At 68.0% G+C, this 16,594-nt stretch carries 18 protein-coding genes; 5 read left to right on the top strand and 13 right to left on the bottom strand.

From position 1 onward, the window contains the following. Nucleotides 1–44: 44 nt before the first annotated feature. On the bottom strand, nucleotides 45–1,016 hold the full coding sequence (holA, locus tag ON32_RS06570; protein WP_040789562.1) for a DNA polymerase III subunit delta: 972 nt from the start codon (nucleotides 1,014–1,016) through the stop codon (nucleotides 45–47). A gap of 403 nt (nucleotides 1,017–1,419) precedes the next feature. On the opposite strand from holA, the gene ON32_RS26910 reads away from it, so the two are divergent. Continuing rightward, a complete protein-coding gene (locus ON32_RS26910) occupies nucleotides 1,420–1,809 on the top strand; it encodes a hypothetical protein (RefSeq protein ID WP_157224105.1) in 390 nt (129 codons plus the stop codon). Between the two features lie 216 nt (nucleotides 1,810–2,025). On the opposite strand, the gene ON32_RS06560 is transcribed toward ON32_RS26910, so the two are convergent. From ON32_RS06560 to ON32_RS06510, 11 genes are all read right to left on the bottom strand, one after another. Beyond that, on the bottom strand, nucleotides 2,026–3,624 hold the full coding sequence (locus ON32_RS06560) for a ComEC/Rec2 family competence protein (protein ID WP_217998028.1): 1,599 nt from the start codon (nucleotides 3,622–3,624) through the stop codon (nucleotides 2,026–2,028). 74 nt (nucleotides 3,625–3,698) lie between these two features. Beyond that, nucleotides 3,699–4,796 (bottom strand): ComEA family DNA-binding protein, encoded by a 1,098-nt coding sequence (locus ON32_RS06555; protein WP_245550844.1) that lies wholly within the window; start codon nucleotides 4,794–4,796, stop codon nucleotides 3,699–3,701. Between the two features lie 204 nt (nucleotides 4,797–5,000). Beyond that, complete coding sequence (locus tag ON32_RS06550) at nucleotides 5,001–5,852, bottom strand: DegV family protein (protein WP_040789560.1); 852 nt, start codon at nucleotides 5,850–5,852, stop codon at nucleotides 5,001–5,003. Between the two features lie 3 nt (nucleotides 5,853–5,855). Continuing rightward, nucleotides 5,856–6,551: a diglucosylglycerate octanoyltransferase gene (gene octT, locus ON32_RS06545; protein ID WP_040789803.1), complete on the bottom strand. Its 696-nt coding sequence runs from the start codon at nucleotides 6,549–6,551 to the stop codon at nucleotides 5,856–5,858. A 280-nt stretch (nucleotides 6,552–6,831) separates the two neighbouring features. After that, nucleotides 6,832–7,491, bottom strand: a complete 660-nt coding sequence (locus tag ON32_RS06540; RefSeq protein ID WP_040789559.1) for a histidine phosphatase family protein — start codon at nucleotides 7,489–7,491, stop codon at nucleotides 6,832–6,834. Further along, the gene (gene rsfS / locus ON32_RS06535; protein WP_040789558.1) at nucleotides 7,488–7,889 is read right to left on the bottom strand and encodes a ribosome silencing factor; all 402 of its coding nucleotides are present in this window, start codon (nucleotides 7,887–7,889) and stop codon (nucleotides 7,488–7,490) included. Before rsfS ends, ON32_RS06540 begins: the two co-directional genes overlap by 4 nt. Next, nucleotides 7,886–8,584: a nicotinate-nucleotide adenylyltransferase gene (gene nadD / locus ON32_RS06530; RefSeq protein WP_083874155.1), complete on the bottom strand. Its 699-nt coding sequence runs from the start codon at nucleotides 8,582–8,584 to the stop codon at nucleotides 7,886–7,888. The genes rsfS and nadD overlap by 4 nt, the downstream gene beginning before the upstream one ends. A 72-nt stretch (nucleotides 8,585–8,656) precedes the next feature. Continuing rightward, entirely contained in the window at nucleotides 8,657–10,051 is a 1,395-nt protein-coding gene (locus ON32_RS06525; protein WP_040789800.1) for a vWA domain-containing protein, read from the bottom strand. Nucleotides 10,052–10,085: 34 nt separating this feature from the next. Beyond that, the gene (locus tag ON32_RS06520; protein WP_040789557.1) at nucleotides 10,086–10,979 is read right to left on the bottom strand and encodes an AAA family ATPase; all 894 of its coding nucleotides are present in this window, start codon (nucleotides 10,977–10,979) and stop codon (nucleotides 10,086–10,088) included. Nucleotides 10,980–11,032: 53 nt separating this feature from the next. After that, nucleotides 11,033–12,298 carry a glutamate-5-semialdehyde dehydrogenase gene (locus ON32_RS06515; protein ID WP_040789555.1) on the bottom strand — a complete coding sequence of 422 codons (1,266 nt, stop codon included), beginning with the start codon at nucleotides 12,296–12,298 and terminating at the stop codon, nucleotides 11,033–11,035. A gap of 90 nt (nucleotides 12,299–12,388) precedes the next feature. Beyond that, nucleotides 12,389–12,634, bottom strand: a complete 246-nt coding sequence (locus ON32_RS06510) for a hypothetical protein (protein WP_040789554.1) — start codon at nucleotides 12,632–12,634, stop codon at nucleotides 12,389–12,391. A gap of 99 nt (nucleotides 12,635–12,733) precedes the next feature. On the opposite strand from ON32_RS06510, the gene ON32_RS06505 reads away from it, so the two are divergent. Next, entirely contained in the window at nucleotides 12,734–13,627 is an 894-nt protein-coding gene (locus ON32_RS06505) for a ribokinase (protein WP_040789553.1), read from the top strand. A 158-nt stretch (nucleotides 13,628–13,785) separates the two neighbouring features. Beyond that, complete coding sequence (locus ON32_RS06500) at nucleotides 13,786–15,003, top strand: RtcB family protein (protein ID WP_040789798.1); 1,218 nt, start codon at nucleotides 13,786–13,788, stop codon at nucleotides 15,001–15,003. A 36-nt stretch (nucleotides 15,004–15,039) separates the two neighbouring features. Here ON32_RS06500 and ON32_RS06495 read toward each other — a convergent pair whose 3' ends face one another. Further along, entirely contained in the window at nucleotides 15,040–15,525 is a 486-nt protein-coding gene (locus tag ON32_RS06495; protein ID WP_051132932.1) for a hypothetical protein, read from the bottom strand. Nucleotides 15,526–15,619: 94 nt separating this feature from the next. Here ON32_RS06495 and cutA point away from each other — a divergent pair, with 94 nt between their 5' ends. Together cutA and ON32_RS06485 are read left to right on the top strand one after the other, a co-directional pair. Beyond that, a complete protein-coding gene (cutA, locus tag ON32_RS06490; RefSeq protein ID WP_040789552.1) occupies nucleotides 15,620–15,961 on the top strand; it encodes a divalent-cation tolerance protein CutA in 342 nt (113 codons plus the stop codon). A 93-nt stretch (nucleotides 15,962–16,054) separates the two neighbouring features. Then, a complete protein-coding gene (locus ON32_RS06485) occupies nucleotides 16,055–16,543 on the top strand; it encodes an Hsp20/alpha crystallin family protein (protein ID WP_040789551.1) in 489 nt (162 codons plus the stop codon). Nucleotides 16,544–16,594 lie beyond the last annotated feature (51 nt).

The raw sequence follows: 16,594 nt of genomic DNA, 5'->3' as shown, positions 1-16,594 counted from the left end.
GGTCCGGCCGTCGCGCCGACGAACACGACGGATACTCGCGGCGATCAGTTCCGCCCGCGCAATGCGAGTATTCGCACAACCGCATGCTCGAGTGCGAATGTCGAGTCGGCGGCCCCGCCCTTGACATCGGCATTGAGTTCGGCCACGACCTGTAGCGCGGAACCGATGGCCTCGGGCGTCCAGTCCCGGGCCTGCGCCTGGGCTTTCTTCACCTTCCACGGCGGCATACCCAGCGAACCGGCGAGCTTGAACGGATCCCCACGCCCCGCCGCACCGACCCGCGCGATGGTGTGCACCGAATCGGCCAACGCATCGGCCAGCAACACGTGCGGGACCCCGCTGTCGGTGGCCCAGCGCAGCGCCTCCATCGCCGCGGCCCGATCACCGGAAACCGTCCGATCGGCCACCTCGAACCCGGTCACCTCGGCCTTCCCGGAGTAGTACCGCCGCACCGCGGCCACATCCACCTTGCCCCCGGTATCCGCCGCCAGCTGCGAGCACGCCGCCGCCAGCTCCCGCAGATCCGACCCCACGGCCTCCAATACCGCCTGCACCACATCCCCCGACACCCGCACCCCCGCGGACCGGAACTCTCCCCGCACGAACTCCGCGCGCTCACCGGCCTTGGTGAGCTTCGCGCAGTCGTGCACCATCGCCCCCACCTTCCGCAGGGCGGGAACCAATGCCTTGGCCCGCCCTCCACCGGAGTGCAATATGACCAGCACCACTCCTGGCGGTGGGTTCGCCGCCGCGTCGGTGATCACCGCGACCGCATCCTTACCGGCCTCCGCCGCCGATTCCAGGATCACCACCCGGTCCTCCGCGAACAGCGACGGACTCAGCAACTCCGCCAACTCCGCACTACTGGCGTCACCGGCGCGCAACCGATCCACCGGCACCCCCTCCGGGTCCGGTGCGATCGCCCTGACCTGGGCCGTCACCCCCGCCACGGCCCGTTCGACCAGTAGTTCCTCGTCTCCCAGAACCAGATGCACGGGCGCAGGCTGTTCGCTCACGGCCCGATCCTACGACCGGGCCCGCCAACCCGGGCACGCCGTGTCCGATGGAGCCGCCAACCCGGCACGGGCAGGTTTCCCGAGCACCGACGCCGAGGTGGTCCCGGTTGCCCGCGTCTCGGCCGAGCCGAACGTCGAGTGACTCCTTGCTGCGGCGAGTAGTTCTGCGGCCCAAGGTGATACATCGAAATCGCACTGAGGATCGACGTCGTCGCGGTCGCGCCCACCTCCATTGGATTCGACGAGATGCCTTGGGCTACTGTGTAGCGCGCTTGTGCCGGTGATCGGCGGAGAGTCACCGCACACGAGCGCACGACACGCGAGCCGTGTCCGTAAGTCGGAGTACGAATCGTCCGCGAACAGACCACACCGCCGTTGCTGTGCAGCGAGGACCCACCGGCTGATGAGGAAACGTGCCATTCTGCGGGGCAGGGCCGAACGTGACTCGTACGCTCCACGATTCGTGGACCTGTCCGAGTTCTCGTCCGTAACCGGCGTCGACTGGCGTACTTTGGCCCGTTGGTTGGACAACGGACCCATCTGGGTACCGACCCCCGCCGTCGTACTGGGCGGAAAGCGGCGTCCCGGTTGGGAACCCGAGATCCCGCCGACATGGGAACCCGGGTTGAACGGCGCCGAACGGCAGGAACCCCGGGAATACCTCGACATCACGCAGATGAAGCGCCGCTACGGAATGTCGGAGGCGACGCTATGGGTCTGCATCGTCGAGGACCGGACCATTCCGATGCCCGCCATGTGGTTGGCCGGACAACCGGGCTGGTTACCGCACTGAGCTGCCGGTGGCGTGCCATTTCGGTCCGGCCTGGCGGCTCCCCAACCTGTCGCTGCTGCTCTTCCCCGTCGTCGCGCTCGCACTCGCGCTCCGAGGCCCGCGATGCACACGGCCCACCGGATAGCCGCACCGGAGACGGCAGATCTCCGAAGGGAACACGGACCGGGCAATTGCATCCCGATCCTTCGGCCGCCTTCATCATCAACGCGATACCGCTCATGCCGACAGGGCGTGGCTCACAACCGATACGGGAAGCAGCACGGCGACCACGCCCACCGCGGCGGCGGCCACCGCTCTGCGCACGCCACTGGAATGCACCGCCCCGATACCCACGACGACGAGCACGGCAGCGACCAGTCCACCCGTTGTTCCGCCCGGCACCGATACCGTGGCTCCGGGAATCGCGGCGGCGCGGTCGGCCACGGTCAGCAGCCACCACAGCGGCGGCCCGGCGCAGTGCAGGATCACCTCGGCGAGCGGCATCCACATCGGAGCGATAACAGCGGCGACGGCACCCAGGACGGTGATCGGCGCGACCACGGGGGCGGCGAGAACATTCGCGGCCACGGCGACCAGACCGAGCCGCCCGGTAAGGGCGATCAACAACGGTGTGGTGACCACGAACGCGGCCGCCGCGACGGCGACCGACTCGGCCGGCAGCCGCCACCAACCGCGGTCGCGCAACCGGTCGACCCAGCCGGGAGCCAACAGGATCAGCGCGCCGGTGGCCAGAACGGACAACGCGAATCCGGCCTGGACGGCCAGGCCCGGCCATACGGCGAGCAGGATGAGCACGGCCGCGCACAGGGCGGGTAGTGCCTGTTTTCGGCGGCCGGTGACCACGGCGAGCAGCGTCACCGCTCCCATGGCGGCCGCTCGCAACACACTGGGATCCGGTCGGGCGATCACCACGAACAGCACCAACGCGACGGCGGCGCAGGTGGCGGACGGATACGGGCCGAGGGTGAGCAGGCGGGCGAGGGCCAATACCGCGGTCAGGACAAGAGTGAAATTGGCTCCGCTGACCACACACAGGTGTTGTAGTCCGGCGGTGCCGAATTCGTCGCGCACCTCGTCGGACAAGGCCGAGGTGTCTCCCACGACGAGAGCCGGGAGCAGACCGGCCGACTCCGGTGGCAATGCCCGCGTGGCGGCATCCACCAGGTCGGCCCGTACCGAGGCCGCCAGGCGCTGCCACCACGGCAGCGGGCCGGTGATTCTCGGTGGACCGAGCGGACGCAGACTCGCCACGGTCAGGTCGCTGTGACGCGGCGGTGACGGCCGGGCCCGGAACTCGATCGGCTGTCCGGGCAGCAGGTCCGACCACTGCTCACCGCTCGCCAGGATCACCACCGCTCCACCGACCCGTATCCGTTCGGCACCGTGATGGTATTCGCGGAGGTCGGCTCGCACGATCCACAGGCGGTGGGTTCCCGGTATTCGGGTACGTATCGGTTTCGGATCATCGGTGACGGTGGCCTCCACTCGAACCGATGCCGTAGCGGGCACCGCCCGCAAGGGATGTTCGGACACGCGGTATTCACGCCACGCGCCCACCGCCGCGAAACCGGCGCCCGACAGAACCGCGCCCAATAAAACCAGAGCGACAACCCGCTTCCGTTCGTTGCGTCGGCCGATGACCGACGACCACGCCCACAGCCCGAACGCCACCACGACCGCTCCCACCGCCACGGCCACACCCACCCGCCACCCGAGGGTTATCGCCGAAATCGTTGCCAACCAACAGCACACCGCGGCGGGGAGCAGCCGAGCATCCAATACCGCCTCTCCGGCCGACCGATCCCCGGCGCGCACACGTACTGTTCGACCGGGCGATCCAGGGCGTGCGCCGACGCGGATACTCGGAACCGGTGCGGTGGCCGGCGGTGTCATACCGTCACCAGTCGGCGCAAACGCGCCAAGCGGCCGGGACCTATTCCGTCGACCTCACCGAGCTGTTCGATATCGGTGAAGCGTCCGTTGTTCTCTCGCCAGGCGATAATGGCGCGGGCGGTGACCGGACCGATACCGGGCAGGGCGTCGAGTTCGGCCTCGGTGGCGGTATTGAGGTCGATCGGTGCACTCGATGTCGGAGTGGAATCGGCGCCCGAACCCGCTGAACCGGCGGCGCCGCTCGAGGTGGTACCACTGCCGTACCGGTGCGCACCGGAATCGGGGTTGCCCGCGCCGACCTGCACCTGATCACCGTCGGACAGGCGTTGGGCCAGGTTGAGTCCGGTGAGATCGGCCCCGGCGCGAACACCGCCCGCCGCGGCGAGGGCATCGGCCACCCGTGATCCCGGCGGCAGCCGGACCAGTCCGGCTCGGTGCACGAGCCCCACCACACTCACCACCAACTCCGGCGCGGGTTTGCGCTCCGAGCGGGCCTCGGTCGACGACGCGGCGAGTATCGGCGCCTTCGTGGGATCGGCCTCATCGGCCGCGATCGGACGCGCGGGCGGCAGCGGTGGCACAGGGTTCGCCACCGGCCGCTCCCACAGCACGACGACGGCTGTCACCAATGCCGCCAGCAACCCGATCCCGACCATGGCGAGTACACCGCGTCGCCCCGGGTCCAGACGTATCTCACGAAACCGCTCCGGCGCCAATCGTTCTCGCCACCCCGTATCGGGTGGCTCGTCGAGCCGGCCGGGCATCCGCACCGTATGGTCGTCGTGATCTCGGCCGGCGGGCGTGGAGGCGTGGTCGAAGGTGAGCGCATCCGTGACCCGGTCGGACTCATCCGTTTCGGGAAGCGCGTCGAGATGCCATCGACCGGTGGCCTTTTCATCGGGCTCGAGTTCATCGGGCTCGAGTTCATCGGGCTCGAGCATCTTCCCTTCCGGTCGTCCCACTCGGGGCTCCTCACGCCGACTGCTCTTCCCGCCGGCGTCGCGTTCCGGGGCCCGACGGGTACCGGCACGAGATCCGATATTCGCCCCCAGCAATCGTTGCCGTATCCGCTCGCGTTCGTCGTGACGTGACATGCCACCCACGCTAGGGTCATCTCTTCCCCGAAAAGATGGACCTACCAGGTATTTCGAAAAGTTTGTGGATAAGTCGGGCCTGTGGATGACGACCGCAACGAGATGGTTCCCGTTCTCCCCGGTCCCGGTAACGGCCGGCGAGCAACGATATTCGAATCATGTGGGCCGACGGCCTTTTCGGCGCCGACACCGCGGGGCACGGACTCAGCGGCAGCCGTCGGGCAGGACGAGCACTCCCACCGCCCCCACTCCGAGATGCACCGCCAGGACGGGTCCGAACTCCGCGGTAATGAATTCATCGATCTCCGGAATCCGTTCCCGCAGTTGCGCGGTCACCGCCTCGGCGCCCTCCGGCGCGCTCAGATGCTGCACCGCGACGGTCGCCCCGCGCGCATTGTTCGAACGCACCTCCGCCACGGCCGCATCGACCAGCTTGGTGTACGCCTTCGACCGTGTGCGCACCTTTTCTCGGAGTTCGAGCCGCCCCTCGACGAGTTGCAGGATGGGTTTGGTCACCAATTCGCTGCCGAAGAAGCCGGCCACGGAGCTGAGCCGTCCACCGCGGCGCAATTGTTCGGTGCGGTTGACCAGGATGAACGAGCGGGAGCGGCCCGCGGCGGAGACGGCGGTGTCGTAGACATCGGCCAATGGGGCGCCGGTGGCGGCGCGGCGGGCGGCGGCGAGCACCGGCAGTCCGGTCGCCAGACCGGCGCCGAGGGAGTCGACCAGACGAACTCGGTCGGCGGCGCCCATGTCCTCGATGGCCTGCCGACCGGATTCCCAAGTGGACGAGAGCAATCGGGACAGGTGCACGGCCACCACACCGTCGCCGGCGCTGTGTTCCAAGGCACGCTCGTATGCCGCGCGCATCTCTCCGGGTGCGGGCGCGGATGTGGTGACGGTGTCGGAGGTGTAGTCGATATCGAGTTCGTCGACACCTTCCCGCAGGGTGCGGTCGCCCACCAGCACGTGCAACGGGACGACGACGACGCCCAGCTCTTCGACCAACCGAGCGGGCAGACTCGCGGAGGAATCGGTGACGACCACGACCGCCACGGACTATCCGACCTCCTGCAGAGTTTTCACCATCGCATTGGCCACAGCGGTGTGCCCGGCCCATCCCCAGTGGATACCGTCGGGATTCGCTTCTCCGGAGAAGACATTGTCGCGTACCGCGGCGGCGAGATCCACCAACGGCACGCCGGTACGGGCCGACCAGGCCTCGAGGGCGCGTACCGCGGCGGGCCGCCCGCTGTGCACCCGGCCGTAGGCGGCGCAGTCGTGTACCGACGGCAGTACCCCGACCACGGGTAGGTCGGGGCGCAGTTGAGCCAACGCCGTCCGCGACTTCTCCAGGTAGTCGATACTCACCTTCGGCGGCAGCGCCACCGGCCGGCCGAGCCTGGACAGTTTCGGCTGTAGCCACTGGTACCCCGACCGAACCACCCGGCGCAGCGCGGGCGGCCGGATATAGCGGATCTGCTCCCGTAATGCGGTGGGCAGCGGCGAGGGCAGGGTGTCCATCCCGCCGACCGCGAACACCACGGCGCCGGCACGCGGCACCGCCGCCCAGACGCGCGGGTCACCGATCAACGCCCAGTACGCGTCCCGACAGGTCCAGCCGATTCGGGCGACAAGCTCCACATCCCAATCGAGTTCGGCTGCCACCAGATTCGGCCAGATCCGTGGATGATCTGCGGGCAGGCCGCCTTTCGGTCCGAAGTAGGCCAGGGAATCGGCGATCACGAGCAGCACCGGCCGCTGCGGCGTCGACTCGTCCGCTACGGCCGATGGGCTCGGTTCCGCATCCGACCCGGGCGGGGGCCGACCTCCCGCACCGGATTCGGATACTTCCTCCGAATCCGCCTGCTCGTCGCCCTCCGCGCCGTCGTCACCGGCGTCGGTCGTGTCCGCGGCGACGGTTTCGCTCTCGGCCGGGCGCGGCGGCGGGCCGAACAGCGCGTCGGGGAGGGGTCGCTCCGGTTTCGCGGAAACTTTCCGAAACAGTTCGTCCGGCACCTGCCGGATCGGTTCTTCAGAGGACATCGGGTGCTACCTTTGCCGCTGCATTCCACACATCGAGGCGCCACCCGGGCTGTTCGATACTCGGACCGTGACTGCTCAGCTGCACCCAGCTGGCGTTGGCCAGACCACCGAGGGCGGGCCAGCTCCGTGGCGGCAGATCCAGCAGCGCGGCCGTGAGGGCAGCGATCAACCCGCCGTGCGCCACCAGAATGATAGTCGCGCCCGGCCAATCCTGCCGTTCGGCGTACAGTTCTCGCACCACCGGCAACGCCCGCGCACCGACCTGGAGCTTGGTCTCCCCGCCGGGTGGTGAATAGCTCGCGTCCATCCGCCAGGCCACCCGCGCGCCCGGATGGGCGGCGTCGAACTCGCGACTGGTCATACCCTGCCACTCGCCGAGGTGGGTTTCGCGCAGACGTTCATCCCGTTTCACCTCGAGCGAGGTGGATTCGGCCAGGATCATCGCGGTGTCGTAGGCGCGTTTCAGATCGGAGGCGACTATGCCGATCACCTTGCGCGTCACCAGTTCCCGCGCGGCCTCCTTGGCCTGGCGGCGACCCAGATCGGTGAGTTCGGTATCGACCTGCCCCTGCATCCGGTCGTCGGCGTTCCATTCGGTTTGTCCGTGGCGCAGCAGAATCAGGGTGCGCACATCGGCGTACTTGCTCACTCGGTATCTCCGGCGGAATCACGATCGGCGGGCGGGGCCCCGAGACCCGCCACGGGAACAGTGGGGCAGTCCTTCCACAGCCGTTCCAGGGCGTAGAAGTTACGTTCGTCGTTGTGCTGGATGTGCACCACCATGTCCACATAGTCCAGCAGCACCCAACGTCCTTCGCGGGTTCCTTCCCGACGTACCGGTCGATGCCCGGCGTTACGCAGCTTCTCCTCGACATTGTCGACGATCGCGTTCACCTGACGTTCGTTCGGCGCCGAGGCGATGACGAAACAGTCGGTCACCACCAGCTGCTCGGAGACGTCCAGCACGACCACGTCGGCGGCCAGTTTCTCGTCTGCCGCCAGCGCCGCGACCTGCGCCATCTCCACTGCTTCCGCCGACGCTGTCATCGGTGCACCTCGCTCATTCCGTCGTGATCGGAAACGGACGGGGACCCTCCGGGGCCACGCTGCGCCACCTCGCCGGGGTCCGACCCGCTCATTTCACTACCCTCCACTGTGGGCGGCACGTACAGGTGCCGCTTCGATATGTATTGCACGACACCATCGGGCACCAGGTACCACACGGGTCGGTTCTCCGCCGCCCGGCGGCGGCATTCGCTGGATGAGATCGCCAGTGCCGGGACTTCGACCATGGTCACCGCGTCATCGGGGAAATCATGTAGATGTTCCTCCAGATGATCGATGTTCAGCTCGTACCCCGGCCGGCTCACCCCCACGAATTTCGCCAGATCGAACAGTTCCGCCCAATCCTGCCATGTGAGGATATTCGCCAGCGCGTCCGCACCGGTGATGAAGTACAGCTCGGCGTCCGGATACTGGGCGTGCAGATCGCGCAGCGTATCGACCGTGTAGGTGACCTTGCCGCGGTCGATGTCGGCGCGACTCACCGTGAACCGCGGATTGGACGCGGTCGCGATCACCGTCATCAGATAGCGGTCCTCGGCGGGGCTGACCTGCCGATCCGCCTTCTGCCACGGCTGCCCGGTGGGGACGAAGATCACTTCGTCGAGGTCGAATCGGTGCGCGACCTCACTGGCGGCGACGAGGTGACCGTGGTGGATGGGGTCGAAGGTGCCACCCATCACCCCCAGCTTGCGTCCGCCCCGGCCTGTCGTGTGCATAGCAGTCGAGCTTATCGGGTGTGGGTCGACGGCTCAGACCGGAAGCAGTCGGGAGACCACCGCCGTCAGCTGGGCGGCCGACCGGCATTCGTGCATCTCGATGACCTGCCGGTAATGCCGCGCCGCCGAATCCCCCCATTCCCACTGGGCCTGCGGTTCCGGGTTGAGCCAGTGCGCGTGTTTGGCGGTGGCGACCAGCTCGCTCAGGGTGTCCACCTCGGGATCGCGGTAATTGGTGCGGGCATCACCGAGGATGAGCAGCGAGCTTCGGCTGGTGACGGCGCCGGGGAAGTCCCGGGCGAATCCGACGAGGGCGCTGCCGTAGTCGGAGTGTCCGTCGTAGCCGACGATATCGGCCTCGGCGAAGATCCGCTGCATGGCCTCGTCCAATTGGGTGTGTGGGTCGAAGAACCGGGTGACCTCGTCGGCGCGATCCACGAACGCGAAGATGCGGACCCGGGAGAACTGCTCCCGCAGCGCGCTCACCAGCAGCAGGGTGAAATGGCTGAACCCGGCCACGGAGCCGGACACATCGCACAGCAGCACCAGCTCGGGTCGACCGGGCCGCGGTTTGCGATGTACCAGGTCGATCGGCACTCCACCGGTGGACATGGACGCGCGCAGGGTGCGCCGTAGGTCGATCTCGCCCCGTCGGGCGTGTCGGCGACGGGCGGCAAGTCGAGAGGCGAGAATCCGGGCCAATCGTTGGGTGCCGCGGCGCAGTTCGGCCAGTTCCGCCGGGGAGGCGCGCAGGAAGTCGACCTCCTCGGCCTGTTTGGCCACCCCGTAGCTCGCGACCTTCTCCCGACCGATCCGTTCGGCCATCCGCCGGCGGGTCTCGGCCTCCACGGTGGCACGGAAACGGTCGATCCGGGCGCGGGCGGCCCGTCGCGTCACCTCGGTCTCGAAATCGCTCGCGTCCGGTCTGTTCATCCCGGCCAGGACCTGCGTCAACAGGGTTTGCAGCTGCACTTCCTTGAGCGTTTGATACGCCGAGAACGATGTGCCCCGGGCCGACTGGTACTGCCCCATCTGTTCGACCATCTCCCCGGCCAGCGCCGCCAACCGGTCGCCGGAACCCTCCTCGGCGAGCAGCCCGGCCAGCATCCGACGCAGGGCGGGGATATCCACCGCGCCGTCGGGCCGGCGCGGCACCTCGACCTCGTCGGTTTCCGCCTCCCGAAGACCGATCGCCGGCGGGAACCACAGATCGAACAATCCGTCGAAAGTGGCGCGGTGGGTGGTGCGACGCAGCAGCGCGCACGCCAGGCCCTCGCGCAGCGCCTCCCGGTCCATGAGGTCGAGCACCGACAGCACCCGTCCGGCGTCGACCGTCTCCGACGGTCCCACCGCGATACCGCGCGCCCGCAGTGCCGCCACGAAACCCACCAGATGCCCGGACAGACCGTGCTGCGCGTGCAGCGACATGTCCCCGTCGACGACCGATCGTTCGTTCACGATGTCACGCCGGTTTGAGCTCGGCCAGTGCGCGCTGCTGGTCGCTGTGGTGTTTGAGCACCACGCCCAGGGTGGCACGCACGGTGGCGTCATCCAGATCGGTATGTCCGAGCGCGAGCAGGGTGCGGCCCCAGTCGATGGATTCGGCCACCGACGGCAGTTTCTTCAACTGCATACCGCGCAGCACGTGCACGATCCGCACCAACTGGGCGGCGACCGCCTGTGGCAACTCCGGCACCCGACTCGCCAGGATCCGGCGCTCCAGGTCCTCGTCCGGGAAATCCAGGTGCAGATACAGACAGCGCCGTTTGAGCGCCTCCGACAGTTCGCGGGTGGCGTTCGAGGTGAGCACAACGAACGGGCGGCGGGTGGCGGTGATGGTGCCGAGCTCGGGCACGGTCACCGCGAAATCGCTGAGCACCTCCAGCAGCAGGCCCTCGATCTCGACATCGGCCTTGTCGGTCTCATCGATCAACAACACCGTCGGTTCGGTGCGCCGGATGGCGGTGAGCAACGGCCGCGACAGCAGGAACTCCTCGGTGAACACATCGGCCTTGGTCTCGGCCCAATCGTTCTCGCCGGCGGCCTGGATGCGCAGGATCTGTTTGGCGTGATTCCACTCGTACAGGGCCCGCGCCTCGTCGACGCCCTCGTAACACTGCAATCGCACCAGCTCCGCGCCGGCGGTCTGCGCCACGGCCCGCGCCAGCTCGGTTTTTCCCACCCCGGCCGGGCCTTCGATGAGCAGCGGTTTACCCAATCGGTCGGCCAGGAACACCGAGGTGGCGGTGGCCTTATCGGCAAGGTAACCGGTTTCGGCGAGACGTTCGGTCACCTCGTCGACCGATGCGAAAATCGGCTCCTGGACCGGTGGGGTAATCGGGCTCGCAGGCTCCATCGGCCGTCCTTCCATCGAACTCTGCTCCCTACGCTACCGGGAGCGGGTCCGCATCAGACGGGCCGAACCTGTCCCTCACCCCACACCACCCATTTGGTGGTGGTGAGTTCCGGCAGTCCCATCGGGCCACGGGCGTGCAGTTTCTGGGTGGAGATCCCGATCTCGGCGCCGAATCCGAACTGCTCACCGTCGGTGAAGGCGGTGGAGGCGTTCACCATCACGGCGGCGGCATCCACACGATTGGCGAACGCCCGCGCCGCGGCCAGATCGGAGGTGACGATGGCCTCGGTGTGGCCGGTGCCCCACGTGTTGATGTGATCCACCGCGGCGTCCAGATCGTCGACGACCTTCACCGCGATATCCAGGGCCAGGTATTCCTCGCTCCAGTCGGTGTCGGTGGCCGGGACCATACCGGGCAGATCGCCGTGCAGGGTGACACCCTTGTCGGTGAGCGCCTGGGTAAGGCGCGGCAGTGCGGCGTCGGCGATGGCCGAGTCGATCAGCACGGTCTCGGCGGCGTTGCACACACTGGGTCGCCGGGTCTTGGCGTTGACCAGGATCTGCTCGGCCATGTCCAGATCGGCGGCGGAGTGCACGTAGACATGGCAGTTGCCGGTGCCGGTCTCGATGGTCGGCACCTGGGCGTCGCGCACCACGGCATTGATCAGACCCGCGCCGCCCCGCGGAATCACCACGTCCACCAGTCCGCGCGCCTGGATCAGATGGGTCACGCTGGACCGGTCCTCGCTGGGCAGCAACTGCACCGTATCGGCCGGGAGCCCCTGCGCGACAAGCGCCTCACGCAATACCGCGACCAGCGCCGCGTTCGACCGGGCCGCCGACGAGGACCCACGCAGTAGCGCCGCGTTACCGGACTTGAGCGCCAAGCCGAACGCGTCGACCGTCACATTGGGCCGGGCCTCGTACACCATGCCCACCACCCCGAGCGGCACCCGCACCTGACGGATCTCCAACCCGTTCGGCAGGGTCGATCCGCGCACCACATCTCCGACCGGGTCGGGCAACCCCGCCACCTGACGCAGCCCCGAGGCGATCCCATCGATCCGGTCCTTGGTGAGCCGCAACCGGTCCAAAAGCGATTCCGCGGTGCCGGCGGCCTTCGCGGCCACCAGATCCTCACCATTGGCGGCCAGGACGGTATCGGCGGCGGCCAGCAGCGCATCCGCGGCGGCGTGCAGGGCTTCGTTCTTCTCTGCGGTGGTGGCCTGCGCGAGCACCCGCGCGGCGACACGGGCCTTGCGCGCGGCATCGTGGACCGCTTCGCGCACATCGAACTCAGCCGTCGTTTCTACGGTCATGGGGTATAGCCTACGCACCCCGAGAACTCGAGCCGCAGCGTTGTCGGCGCGTCCCTCCGCGCCGGCTGCCGGCGCACCCGGCTCACACCACTACGGGGTTTCGTCCCGGCCCGGCGACTCGATCCGGTACTGCTCCTCGAGATCGCGATACATGTCCTGCTCGTCGGGCTCGAGATATTCCTCGGGACACAGCGACATGGACCACGGAACCGGACAGGGCGACGCATGGTTCGGGTCCGGACACAGCAGCCGGGCGATCCGTTCCTCGAGCTCTCTCGCCTCGATTTCCGTGGCGAACACACCGACCCGGAATTCCCATAACTTCTTCCCCGACATAAGATTCGACCTCCCTGCCACGCGGACAGGCGTATAAGAGTCGTACGTATAAGAGTCGTATAAGAGTCGATTTTCCGTATTCGCGCTACGTTTTTTCGGGTGAGCGCACCCCTGATCGCCGTCCTCGGCAGCGTCAACATGGACCTGGTGACAACCACCGATCGACGTCCCGAACCGGGGGAAACCGTGCTCGGCAGCGGATTCACCGCGGTTCCCGGCGGGAAGGGGGCCAATCAGGCGATTGCGGCGAGCCGGGCCGGTGGCCGGGTGGAGTTCCTCGGCGCCGTCGGCACCGACGTGTTCGCGCCGCGATTGCGCGACACACTCGCGGAATCCGGGGTGGGCACGGCACGGCTGCGCACCGTCGACGGACCGAGCGGTGTCGCATCGATCGTGGTCGACGACAGTGGGGAGAACACCATTATCGTCGTGGGCGGCGCCAATGCCCGGATGACCGAACTCGCCGAGGACGACCTGGCCGTGATCGCCGCCGCCGACATCCTGCTGTGTCAACTGGAGATCCCCGTCCCGACGGTGGCCGCCGCCGTCCGGCATGCCCGCGCCCACGACACCGTCGTGATGCTGAATCCTTCACCGGTACGCGATCTTCCCCCGCAGCTGTGGGCGCATGTCGATGTCGCGGTGGTGAACTCCGGGGAGGCGACCCGGCTGGGGTCGACACTCGCCCCGGTGCCGCATCTGGTGGTCACCCTCGGCGCGAACGGCGCCCGCTACCGCGGCCCGGACGCCGCCGAGCGGACCGTTCCCGGCATAGCGGTCGACGTGATCGACACCACCGGCGCTGGTGACGCCTTCACCGGGGCCCTGGCCGTTTTCTGGCCGGACGGCCCGGCCGCGGCCCTGCCCCCGGCATGCGCCGCGGGCGCGCTCGCCACCACCCGGCTCGGCGCGAGCGCTTCCCTGCCGAACCGGGCGGAGATTACGGCGATTGTCGAGCGCGTACGCCGAAACCCGACCCCCAACCGGGGGTGACGTCCGTCCGGACCGCCGACGCGATGCCCAGCGGCGTGCCGCCCGACGGGGGTGAAATTCAGGTGCCGATCCCTGCCGCGCTGCCTACCGTGGATAGCGCGGACGAGCAGCCGCTCGTCCCGAAATCGCTCGTCCCGAAATTCGGAAGGATCGAGACAATGTTTCCCGTCGAGCTGTCCGGTACCCGGGCACGGACGTTGATGTGGGCCCATGAGCGCGATATCGAACCGGCCGCGCTGCAACAGCTGCGGAACATATCGCGGTTGGAATGGGTGTACGGGGTCCGGGTCATGCCGGATGTGCACCTCGGCAAGGGCGCCACGGTCGGTTCGGTGATCGCCATGCGCGACGCCGTCTCCCCGGCCGCGGTCGGGGTGGATATCGGCTGCGGGATGGAGAGCGTCCGCACCGATCTGACGGCCGCCGACCTTCCCGACAGTCTGCGTTCGCTACGTTCCCGGATCGAGGCCGCAGTACCGGTGGGATTCGCGGCGCACAACGATCCGGTCCCGGTGAACAAGCTGGCAGCCCGGCCGTCCGGGGTGACCACCGAAACCCTGCGCACCGGTTGGGACCGCTTCTGGTCGCGGTTCAACGAGCTCGACGCCCCGGTGGCCGACCGCGAGTCCAAGGCGCACAAGCAGATGGGCACCCTGGGCGGGGGTAACCACTTCATCGAGATCTGCCTGGACCAGGACGATCGGGTGTGGATTCTGCTGCATTCGGGCAGCCGCAATATCGGCAAGGAACTGGCCGAGCGCCATATGGCGGTGGCCCGGAAACTGCCGCACAACCAGAACCTGGTCGACCGCGATCTGGCGGTGTTCCTGGCGAACACCCCGGAAATGGACGCCTACCGGCACGATCTGACCTGGGCACAGGAGTATGCGGCCCGTAATCGGGCGGTCATGCTGGCACTGGTGTGTCAGGCGGTTCGCGACGAATTCCCGACCCGCGAGGTCCGGTTCGACGCGCCGATCAGCTGCCACCACAATTATGTGTCCGAGGAAGTGATCGATGGTGCGCCCATGCTGGTGACCCGTAAGGGCGCCGTCCGCGCGGGCGCGGGCGAGCTCGCGCTCATCCCGGGTTCGATGGGGACCCGCTCCTATGTGGTGCGCGGTAAGGGCAATCCGGCGTCGTTCTGGTCGGCCTCGCACGGCGCGGGTCGGCGGATGAGCCGTAATGCGGCCAAGCGGCAGTTCAGTGTCGCGGACCTGATCGCCCAGACCGAGGGCGTGGAGTCGCGCAAGGACGCGGGGGTGGTGGACGAGATCCCGGCCGCGTACAAGAACATCGACGAGGTGATCGACGCCCAGCGCGATCTGGTCGATGTGGTGGCGACCCTGCGTCAGGTGCTGTGTGTGAAGGGTTGAGTGGGTAGCGGGTCGGAACGTCCGGGTTTCGACCCGCTATCTCGTCGGGTTCCGCCCTCGCGCGGTGGCGGTGAGCCCCACACCGAACAGCAGGACCCCGATCATGAGCGCCACTCCCCCCGACAGCCAGGTGTGCAGGGCGCGGTCCAGGTCGGTGGGCAGCCCGGGTACGGCGACGATCATGCGGTAGGTGTCCTCGGGGCACGCGATCTGGACCAGTCCGGGCACGATGCCCCACACCAGTCCGGCCACCATCGCCGCCCCCGGCGCGGAAACCGCCGTTACGGCCACCAGCAGCAGGAGTCCCGCCCCGAGCACGGACTGGGCGGGCGCCAACCAGCGGTCCGTTGCGTCCCACCATCGGTTGGCGATCACGGCCCCGTTCGCCGCGATACCGAGAGCCACCGGTGTCACGATCAGCCCGGCCGCCGAGCCGAGTAATGCCCGCCGGGTGGGTCTTTCGATCCGGGACCATGTGGCCGGCCACGCCCTTCTCACATGTCGTTCGGGCCGCTCGGTCATCTGCTCGCCTCCCGTGGGCTCCTATCGCTCGTTCGGGTGGCCATTGTCGTCCGAACAGGTGAACCTCGGTCGATGGCCGGGGAAACTTGACCCCATGTCCGACGACGAACTCGTAGACGTGTCCGTATCCTCCGGCGACCCGGAATGGCTCGCCGGTTTCACCCGGCGCCTCGTCGAGGCCCGCCTGGCGGCGTGCGGGAACATCATCTCGGGGGTCCGTTCCGTTTACCGCTGGGACGGCCGGGTCCACGACGACACCGAAAACCTGGTAGTGCTGCATACGCGCCGGTCATTGGTACCGGCCATTATCGAACGGGCGGACGCCGAGCATTCCGACGAAACCCCACAGGTGCTCGCGGTCCCCGTCGTCGATGCCCATCCGGGCTACCGGCAGTGGGTGTTCGATTCCACGGAGGCCGGTCCCGACACACCGTGACCGGTCTGCCGTCCCGGGCGTCGACGCCGGAACAATCCACCCCCTCCATGCGTTGGCACTCTCGGAGTCAGAGTGCTAAATCAGGAGGTAGAGATGGCCATCGTTCGAACGAGTTGGGATCCGTTCACCGCCCTGGTACGTCAGTTCGACGGTGAATTCGATGCGATCATGCGTCGCGCCTTCGCCACGCCGCCGGCGAAGACCGGGTTCGTACCGGCCGCCGATGTCGTACGAGACGGCGACGATGTGGTGATCACCCTGGAACTGCCGGGTGTGTCCGGTGAGGATGTCGAGGTGGAGGTGGTCGACCATCGGCTGTGCATCAGCGGCACTCGCCGCGAGGAAACCTCCGGCGACAAGCAGGGCGTGCTGATCCGAGAGATTCGCAGTGGTGCGTTCCGCCGCGAGTTCGCCCTCCCCGAGCACGTCACCGCCGACGCGGTCGAGGCGGAGCAGGCCAACGGCCTGCTGCGGATCCGGGTGCACGATATCGCGGCGCCGAAGTCGGAATCGCGCAAGATCCCTGTTCGCGGCGCCACGCCGCAGGCGGTCGAGGGCGCTGCCGGCGAGGCGAGCGAGTAACTCGCGACGAACAGCGAAAACCCTATCCCGCATCGGCCCGGCACCTATTCC

Source organism: Nocardia paucivorans NBRC 100373 (assembly GCF_000308675.1).
Classification (GTDB): Bacteria; Actinomycetota; Actinomycetes; order Mycobacteriales; family Mycobacteriaceae; genus Nocardia; species Nocardia paucivorans.
Note: the sequence above shows the minus strand (reverse complement) of the source record. Positions and strands in the feature narration are given on the sequence as shown.

Excerpts from the sequence above, each read along its gene's own strand:
- ON32_RS26910 (WP_157224105.1), top strand. The coding sequence starts at position 1,420 with ATGAGGAAACGTGCCATTCTGCGGGGCAGGGCCGAACGTGACTCGTAC.
- ON32_RS06555 (WP_245550844.1), bottom strand. The coding sequence starts at position 4,796 with ATGTCACGTCACGACGAACGCGAGCGGATACGGCAACGATTGCTGGGG.
- rsfS (WP_040789558.1), bottom strand. The coding sequence starts at position 7,889 with ATGACAGCGTCGGCGGAAGCAGTGGAGATGGCGCAGGTCGCGGCGCTG.
- nadD (WP_083874155.1), bottom strand. The coding sequence starts at position 8,584 with ATGGGTGGCACCTTCGACCCCATCCACCACGGTCACCTCGTCGCCGCC.
- ON32_RS06525 (WP_040789800.1), bottom strand. The coding sequence starts at position 10,051 with ATGTCGCTGCACGCGCAGCACGGTCTGTCCGGGCATCTGGTGGGTTTC.
- ON32_RS06520 (WP_040789557.1), bottom strand. The coding sequence starts at position 10,979 with ATGGAGCCTGCGAGCCCGATTACCCCACCGGTCCAGGAGCCGATTTTC.
- ON32_RS06515 (WP_040789555.1), bottom strand. The coding sequence starts at position 12,298 with ATGACCGTAGAAACGACGGCTGAGTTCGATGTGCGCGAAGCGGTCCAC.
- ON32_RS06510 (WP_040789554.1), bottom strand. The coding sequence starts at position 12,634 with ATGTCGGGGAAGAAGTTATGGGAATTCCGGGTCGGTGTGTTCGCCACG.
- ON32_RS06500 (WP_040789798.1), top strand. The coding sequence starts at position 13,786 with ATGTTTCCCGTCGAGCTGTCCGGTACCCGGGCACGGACGTTGATGTGG.
- ON32_RS06495 (WP_051132932.1), bottom strand. The coding sequence starts at position 15,525 with ATGACCGAGCGGCCCGAACGACATGTGAGAAGGGCGTGGCCGGCCACA.
- cutA (WP_040789552.1), top strand. The coding sequence starts at position 15,620 with ATGTCCGACGACGAACTCGTAGACGTGTCCGTATCCTCCGGCGACCCG.
- ON32_RS06485 (WP_040789551.1), top strand. The coding sequence starts at position 16,055 with ATGGCCATCGTTCGAACGAGTTGGGATCCGTTCACCGCCCTGGTACGT.